The 7,889-nt window shown below is 67.2% G+C and carries 4 protein-coding genes and 1 pseudogene; all 5 read right to left on the minus strand.

Annotated elements, in window-relative coordinates:
- Positions 1 to 108 precede the first annotated feature (108 nt).
- A pseudogene (locus L2A60_RS19350) lies at positions 109 to 303 on the minus strand (DNA primase); the annotation flags it as partial.
- The gene (locus L2A60_RS19355) at positions 303 to 4,637 is read right to left on the minus strand and encodes a strawberry notch family protein (RefSeq protein WP_235706104.1); all 4,335 of its coding nucleotides are present in this window, start codon (positions 4,635 to 4,637) and stop codon (positions 303 to 305) included. The gene L2A60_RS19355 and the pseudogene L2A60_RS19350, both read right to left, overlap by 1 nt.
- Before the next feature lie 171 nt (positions 4,638 to 4,808).
- Positions 4,809 to 5,030, minus strand: coding sequence for a hypothetical protein (locus L2A60_RS19360; protein WP_235706105.1), 222 nt, complete (start codon positions 5,028 to 5,030; stop codon positions 4,809 to 4,811).
- The gene (locus L2A60_RS19365; protein WP_235706106.1) at positions 5,027 to 5,443 is read right to left on the minus strand and encodes a hypothetical protein; all 417 of its coding nucleotides are present in this window, start codon (positions 5,441 to 5,443) and stop codon (positions 5,027 to 5,029) included. Before L2A60_RS19365 ends, L2A60_RS19360 begins: the two co-directional genes overlap by 4 nt.
- Positions 5,444 to 5,545: 102 nt before the next feature.
- Entirely contained in the window at positions 5,546 to 7,687 is a 2,142-nt protein-coding gene (locus L2A60_RS19370; protein ID WP_235706107.1) for a ParB/RepB/Spo0J family partition protein, read from the minus strand.
- Positions 7,688 to 7,889: the final 202 nt, after the last annotated feature.

Consider the following 7,889-nt stretch of genomic DNA (forward strand, 5'->3'; position numbering starts at 1 on the left):
TCACCAAACCCCCCGCCACGTCCTGACATTATGTTGCGTGGAAGCCGTCGATCGCCTGCGGCACAAAGCCCAACCGCAGATCCGCAACATAACTTTCGCCGCAACATGTTCGGTCCATTTGCCGGCCGGCCCTTTCACTGACTCCTTGAGCCTCACGAACATCGAACGGCCCGGCGTATTGCGGACATCACCCACCAGCCAGTAGCGGCCCTCCCGGCGTCCGGCGGATAGGTAGTGGCGGCACACCGCCTCGGCGTCGCGCGCGAGACGGTTGGCCAGTTCGGAGGCGTCGTGGCGGGCCATCACGCGGCTTCCCGCTCGCCGATGCGCTCGACCGGATAGTGGTCGAGCACCTTCGTCAGCACACCAGCGCCGGTCGCATCCGTCGGCACGAACATGCGCAGCTTCCAGGAGATGATCTCGCTGAAAAGGCCGTAGGCGCGCAGGCGATCGCGCATGGTGTCGGCGAAGCCTGACAGCTCGATGCGGTGAGCGCCCATGACGCGCACCCGGTGGAGCTGCAAGCCGTCGGCGAGGTCGAGGACGGTGCGTCCCTCGATCAGCGCCGCGAAGGCCGCATCCGGCGTCATGGTGGTCGCCCCGGTCAGCGAGGCGTTCGCTGCCCAGGCCGGCGAGACCCTGCGGCCGATGATGCGTTCGCCTGCGTCGGTCTGTAGCCGATAGACGCGCGTCGACTCGTTCGGCAGGCGCTTCCAGATCGGCAACAGCAAGCCGGCGACGATGTGGATCGTGCTGTCAGCGAACTCGGGGACCTCCGACACTTCGCGAGTCCAAGCCGCCGCGAACGCCTCGCGGTCGGCCGCCTGCCAATGGCTCTCGTCCATCATCTTTAGCGATGCGTGATGGTGTTCCATCGGCCGGATCAGCCGAACTCGGCGTTCGATCTCGCCATCGTCCAGCATCAGGCTCGGCGCCGGGACTTGCACGGCGGCCCGGCCCGAGCGCTCGTTGATCAGCAGGATGGCGCGGGGATCGGCGAAGTGATCGAGCGCGTCGTCCAGCGTCACCGGATGATTGCGCCGCCGCTCGGTGATGGTGAGCAACCGGGTCTCTGCGCCTGTCGCGGGATGGGTGTAGATCGCGCGGCGATCAGTGACGACGAAGCTCTCGGCCCGCAGCGTCTCCAGGCCGACGTCATAGACGCCGCTGGCGATGGCGCCCTCGATCTTGGCATTAAGCAGTTGCTCGAACGCCGTGAACAGCACGCCCTGAAGCTCGATGGTGAGCGCCAGCAGGCGGTTGAGCAAGGTCGTTATCGGCGGGAGCTCGTCCTTGATGCCGTTGGCGTCCATCAGTTTGAGGCCGGTGGCGTCCTCGAACATCTGGAGCGAGCAATCTTCAATCTTGCCGCGCACAAGCAGTAGATAGAGCTGGCGCAGCGCATCGCGGGCATAGTGGGATTCCAGATTGTCCTCGGGCCTGAACAATCCCTGTCCGCCGGTCTGGCGCTGACCGCGGGTGATGGCGCCCAGCGTGTCGAGGCGGCGGGCGATCGTCGAGAGGAAGCGCTTCTCGGCCTTCACGTCGGTGGCGATCGGCCGGAAGAGCGGCGGCTGCGCCTGGTTGGTGCGGTTTGTGCGCCCGAGGCCCTGAATCGCTGCGTCGGCCTTCCAGCCGGGTTCGAGCAGATAGTGGACGCGCAGGCGGCGGTTCCGCGCCGACAGCTCGGCGTGGTAACTCCGGCCCGTCCCGCCCGCCTCCGAGAAGACGAGGATGCGCTTCAGGTCGTCCATGAAGGCGGCGGTCTCGGCGAGATTGGCGGAGGCGGCGCGGTTCTCGACGACGAGGCGGTCGCCCTTGCGCACCACGCGGCGCGAGCGTCCGGTCACTTCGGCCACGAGGTCCGTGCCGAAGCGCTGGACGATCTGGTCGAGCGCGCCGGGCACTGGCGGCAGCGAAGCCAGCCGCTCGATCAGCTCGTTACGACGGGCGACGGCCTCGCGGCTCTCGACCGGCTGGCCGTCGCGGAAGACGGGCCGGGAGGAGAGATTGCCCTCACTGTCGGTGAACGGCTCGTAGAGCTGCACCGGGAAGGAGTGGGCCAGGTAGTCGAGAACGTACTCGCGCGGCGTGATGTCGACGCGAACGTCGCTCCATTCCTCGGTCGGGATTTCGGCTAGCCTGCGTTCCATCAGCGCCTCGCCGGTCGAGACGATCTGGATGACGGCGGCGTGGCCGTCCGCCAGGTCCTGATCGATCGAACGGATCAGCGTCGGCGTCTTCATAGAGGTCAGCAGGTGGCCGAAGAAGCGCTGCTTGGCGCTCTCGAAAGCCGAGCGGGCCGCCGACTTCGCCTGCCGGTTCAACGTGCCGGTCTCGCCGGTAATGTTGGCGGCCTGCATCGCGGCGTCGAGATGGTTGTGGATGATGGCGAACGCGCCGGCATAGGCGTCGTAGATGCGGCGCTGCTCGGCGGTGAGCGGATGCTCGACCAGCTCGTATTCGACGCCGTCATAGGAGAGCGAGCGGGCCGTGTAGAGACCGAGCGAACGGAGATCGCGGGCGAGCACTTCCATGGCGGCGACACCGCCATCCTCGATCGCCTCCACGAACTCCGCGCGGGTGGCGAAGGGGAAGTCCTCGCCTCCCCAGAGGCCGAGCCGCTGGGCATAGGCGAGATTGTGGACGGTGGTCGCGCCGGTGGCCGACACATAGACCACGCGCGCGTCCGGCAGCGCGTGCTGCAAGCGCAAGCCCGCGCGGCCCTGCTGGGAGGGCGCGACATCGCCGCGTTCGCCCTTGCCGCCACCGGCGTTCTGCATGGCATGGCTCTCGTCGAAAATGATCACTCCGTCGAAGTCGGAGCCCAACCATTCAACGATCTGGCGGACGCGCGAAAGCTTCTCGCCGCGGTCGTCGGACCGCAGCGTAGCGTAGGTTAAAAATAGGATGCCTTCGGCGAGCCGGATCGGCTTGCCTTGGGGGAAACGCGATAGCGGCGTGATGAGCAGGCGCTCCATGCCGAGCGCCGACCAGTCGCGCTGGGCGTCCTCGAGCAGCTTGTCGGACTTGGATATCCAAACCGCCTTACGGCGCCCCTTCACCCAGTTGTCCAGGATGATACCGGCCGACTGGCGGCCTTTGCCGGCGCCAGTGCCGTCACCCAGCATGAAGCCCCGGCGAAAGCGCACGGCGTTCGGCGCATCGTCGCGCGCGGCGGTGACGAGATCGAAAGTCTCGTCCACCGTCCAGGCGCCGGCGAGATAGTCGCCATGCGCTTCGCCGGCATAGATCACCGTCTCGAGCTGGGCGTCAGACAGGACGGCGTCGCTGACGAGACTGATCGGCAGGCGCGGCCGGTAGCTCGGCTTCGGCGGCGCGACCGAGGACATGGCGGCGGATTGCACCAGCTTGGTGGGATGGGCGCGGGCTCCGGGAATCCGGATCGATTGGAGCCGGTATTCCTCATAGATCGCATCGCTGAGACGCGCGCCCTCGGGCGGCGTCCAGTCGATGGTCTCGTAGGCGAGATCGACCGCCTCCGGATCGGCGACCGAAGGCTTGACTGGGTGTGTCCCAGCAGCGCGGGCGAGATAACCGCGCACCGTCCGTGGTGCGGCGGCGGCCGACACGGGGATGGCGAGGCTCGGCGCCGGCGTCAGACGCGCCGGAACTTGCTCGGCGATCCAGCTCAGCAACGTGGCGACGTCGGGCGCCATGCCCGGTGACGCCGGCAAGGCGGACGGGTCGTCAGCGGGCGCCTTGTCGATGACGATCAGCCGCGTGTCGATCGTGGTACCGTGCTTCGCATACACCGTCCCATCGATCGCGGCGGTGAAGGCGATGCGGCCACGCTTCTGCAAGCGGATGAAGGCGTCGCGCCAAGCCGAGGCCTCGGGCGAAAAATTCGCGCTAGTGATCGCCACCAGCCGCCCGCCATCGGCGAGGCGCGCCAGCGCCGAGGCGATATGGCGATAGGCGGTATCGGCCATACGGCCAGCCACATTGGCCATCGCCGAGAAGGGCGGGTTCATCAGGACGACGCTCGGGGCGACGGCCAGGTCGAGGTGATCGTCGATCTGGGCGGCGTCGAAGCGCGTGATGGCGACGGCCGGAAAGAGAGAGGAAAGCAGCGTTGCCCGGACCTCGGTCAGCTCGTTCAATACGAGCGCGCCGCCGGCGATCTCGGCCAGGATGGCGAGGAGCCCGGTGCCGGCCGACGGCTCAAGCACGCGATCCGCCGGCCCGATGGCGGCCGCGGTCAGGGCCGCCAGGCCGAGAGGGGTCGGCGTCGAGAACTGTTGGAAAGCCTCGCTTTCGGCGGAGCGGCGCGTGTGGGTCGGGAGAAGGCCGGTGATCTTGGCCAGGGCGGAAAGACGCAAAACCGGAGAGTCGGCTTTGCGGAAAAGCGCCTTTCCGTATTTGCGCAGGAAGAGAACGGTCGCCGCCTCGCAGGATTCGTAGGCGGTTTTCCAGTCCCAGGCGCCGGAGGCATCGGACGCGCCGAAGGCGGATTCCATGGCGGCGCGCAGGATCGCCGCGTCGATCCGCTGGCCGCGTTCGAGATGCGGGAGGAGCTGCAGGGCTGCGGCGATGATCGCGCCAGCCGTGTTGGGCCGAGAAACAGGCGACAGTGGCGCGGCCTGGCTAGCCGTGATCGAAGAAGGGTCGTTCATGTGGGGAGCCTCTGGAGAGCGGGAACGGGCGAGCCGGCCGGCGCTCTCTCTTGGACCGCACCGGCTCAAACCCGTCCCGGCTGTCCTCTCCCTCTCATCGTCACGGCCGTGGCCGGCATAAGGAACGGCGCCCCGCCGGAGGGCGGGGCGCCGAGGAGTGTGCGGCGAAAGTCAGTAGCCGAATTGCCAGGAGGGCCAGGCCTGGCCGTCGTCCGCCGCGGCGAAGGCGTCTGCCAGGTAGGTGGCGTCGCCATCTACGACGGTGGGATCGGCGATAGGCGTTTCGTCGATCACTGTGACGCGGGATACCAGCCCGTCCTCGACCTCGACATGCACGGGGACGAGGTACTGGAAGACGACTCGGCGCGGTTCGGCCTTCGCTTGCTTTGTCATGACGCGCCTCCCGAGCCTTCAGGATCGGGCGCACCCGCAAGGATGGCTTCGGCCTTGGCGATCGCCCCCTCGAGGCGCCGGCGCCAGAACAGATCATCATGCGGTCCGGTGTCCGGCATGTGCGCAAAGACCTTGAGCAAGCCGAGCAGCACCTCAAAATGATCAACCTTGCGCTGGACCTGTTCGCCGAATTGCGACGGGATCGGAAGGGCTGTGCCGCTATAGGCGGCGTCGCGGCCCTTCCAGATGCCGGTGACGTAGGTGTCGCCGGAGGTCTCGACGTCGGATTTCTCGTCGTCCCAGCCCTCGTCGGCGATAGCGAGCGCACAGGCGACTTCACAGGTTTCAGCTTCATAGTTGCGCTGCCGATAGACCGGCAGGCGGTAGGTGGTCTCGATGGTGAAGACGGGCATGCGGCCCTCCTGAAACAAAAGCGCCCGGCGCGGTGGCCGGGCTGCTGGATTGGTTGAGGGGAAGGATGCGCGGGACAGCCGAAACCGCCCCGCGCGATTGGGCTACTCAGCCGCGATCGTCTGAGGCTCGTCCTCTGCTTGCTCGGAAGGCTCGTCCTCGTCTCCGGCAAGGAATTCCGGCAGTGCCTCGCCCTCGCCTTCGTCGCCAACCTGGTCGGCTGACGGCGCTTCGTCATCGACGGTGCGCAGCGGTTCTGGCAGCCAGAAGCTGTCGGCGAGAAGCCGCTCGGCCTCCTTGGCCATGTCGCCCTTCTTCAGATGGTCGATGAGCTGGGCGGCGCGCTCGCCTGCGCCTTCGCGTACCGCTTCGAGGATCCGGCGCTTCGGCACGCGGCCAAGATAATTCTCGACGGTCGGACGCCATCCGGCCTCCACCATGTCGAGACCGACGGCCCGGGCGATGCGGTTGGCCTCGCCGATGCGCTGCTCGACACCGTGGGACGAAATGCCGGCGCCGTAGCGGTCGGCCTTCTCGTAGAGCGCGTTGACTCCGAACGAGGCGCAATGCGCGAAGAGGGCGGCCTGGTCGTCGCCGGTCAGGGTGGTGAGCCAGTCCCAGAGATCGGCTCGATCCTTCGGCAGCCGCTCCTCCCAGCTTTTGTGGCGTTCGGAGATCGCCTTGGCCGTCGGCGTATCCTTCAGACCCTGCGCCTGGATCGGGAAGGTGACGCTTCGAACGGCGACCTCCATGGCGCTGCCGGATGCGAAGTAGCGCGCGAAGACATCCAGGCAGAACTTGTGCAAAACCGCCTGGAACGCGACCGACGGCGTGGTCGCGAGCTTGTCGCACAGCGCCAGCGTCCGTTCCGCAGTCAGCTCGGTCACAAGGCGGTCGGGCAGCGGCTTCACCACGTCGTCGTCCTCGTCCTCCGGTTCGGAAGCCTGGCCGCCGATAGTGATGACCGCGCGCTGGATCACCGGCACGCCGGGTTCCACGCCGTCCGGGCTTGCCGCGCAGTTTTCATCATCGCCTTCCTGTCCGGGCTCCACGATGGGCGCCTCATCCTCGGGCCGGACGTAGCCACGATCGACCGACAGAGCGCCTTCGGAATCGATGCTGACGAAGACGCCGGCACGAGCGATGTCGGCGGGGTCGAACGTGACGGGACGATCGTCGAGGGCGGCGAGCGCTGTTTCGATTTCGCCGAGCCGCTCGTCCACCTCGTCGGGCAGTTCGTCTGCTCCGTCATACTCGGCTTCGAGCTTGGCATATTCGGCGTTGAGCGAGTCGATCGTCGCCTGCTCCTCGGGCGAAAGGTCGGCGGCAACTCCCTCCAACGCGCGGAGCCCGCGCGTGTGGCCATAGGGGAAGTCGAGCGCGACCTCGATCCACTTCCAGCCCTCGGCCGCGATCTTCTCGGCCTCGATCTTCAGCTTCTCAGCGAAGAGGCCGTCGAGCAGCGCCACGTCTTCGAGCCACCCGCCGTCGTCGGACTGGAACAAGTCGCGCAGCACCACCCCACCGGCCGCCTCGTAGGCATCGAGACCGACGAACACCGCCCGGCGGTCCGAGGCACGCACCGTCTTCTCCGTCAGCATGCGGCGGATCTGATAGGGCTCCTTCTGCCAAGACCCGGAGATGGCCTGCCAAACCTGCTCTTGGCGTGCATGGTCGGACGTGACCGTGAACGCCATCAACTGCTCGAGCGACATGCCATCCTCGGCGTAGACGTCGAGCAGGGTCGGCGAGACCGACGCCAGGCGCAGGCGCTGCTTCACGACGTTCACCCCGACAAAGAATGCCGCGGCGATGTCCTCCTCGGAGCGTCCCTTTTCGCGTAAGGCCTGAAAGGCGCGGAACTGGTCGAGCGGATGCAACGGCGCACGCTGGATGTTCTCGGCCAGCGAATCGTCCTCGCCGAGGATGTCGGTCGCCGGATCGCGGACCACGCACGGGACCGGCGCGGTCTTCGCCAGCCGTTTCTGCTTCACCAGCAGCTCGAGCGCCCGGTAGCGGCGGCCGCCGGCCGGAATCTCGAACATGCCGGTCTCGGCGCCCTCGGCGTCGAGGACCGGCCGGACGTTGAGGCTCTGAAGCAGCGTGCGCCGGGCGATGTCCTCGGCCAGCTCCTCGATCGAGACGCCGGCCTTCACGCGCCGGACGTTGGACTGGCTCAGCACCAGCTTGTTGAAGGGAATGTCGCGCGAGGACGACAGGGTGATCTTCTGAACGGCAGTAGCCATGGGAGTAGTCTCCGCGGCGGGCGGCCGAGAGACTCTCTCTCGACCTCCAACCCGCCACGAAGACCGGCGCAGCCCTCTTCCTTTTATGGGGTGGGTCAAGAACCGCGTTTCCGGGGAAGGACGACGGCTGAACGGCCCCCGCCTGTATCCAAGGCGCGCACGATCGGCGCCGGCGAAGCCGGCGTGATGGCGTTGGCAACCG

This window comes from Acidiphilium iwatense (genome assembly GCF_021556475.1).
Classification (GTDB): Bacteria; Pseudomonadota; Alphaproteobacteria; order Acetobacterales; family Acetobacteraceae; genus Acidiphilium; species Acidiphilium iwatense.

Bases quoted from the DNA above. Each gene is read 5' to 3' on its own strand.
- L2A60_RS19370 (WP_235706107.1), bottom strand. From the start codon at position 7,687: ATGGCTACTGCCGTTCAGAAGATCACCCTGTCGTCCTCGCGCGACATT.
- L2A60_RS19360 (WP_235706105.1), bottom strand. From the start codon at position 5,030: ATGACAAAGCAAGCGAAGGCCGAACCGCGCCGAGTCGTCTTCCAGTAC.
- L2A60_RS19365 (WP_235706106.1), bottom strand. From the start codon at position 5,443: ATGCCCGTCTTCACCATCGAGACCACCTACCGCCTGCCGGTCTATCGG.
- L2A60_RS19355 (WP_235706104.1), bottom strand. From the start codon at position 4,637: ATGAACGACCCTTCTTCGATCACGGCTAGCCAGGCCGCGCCACTGTCG.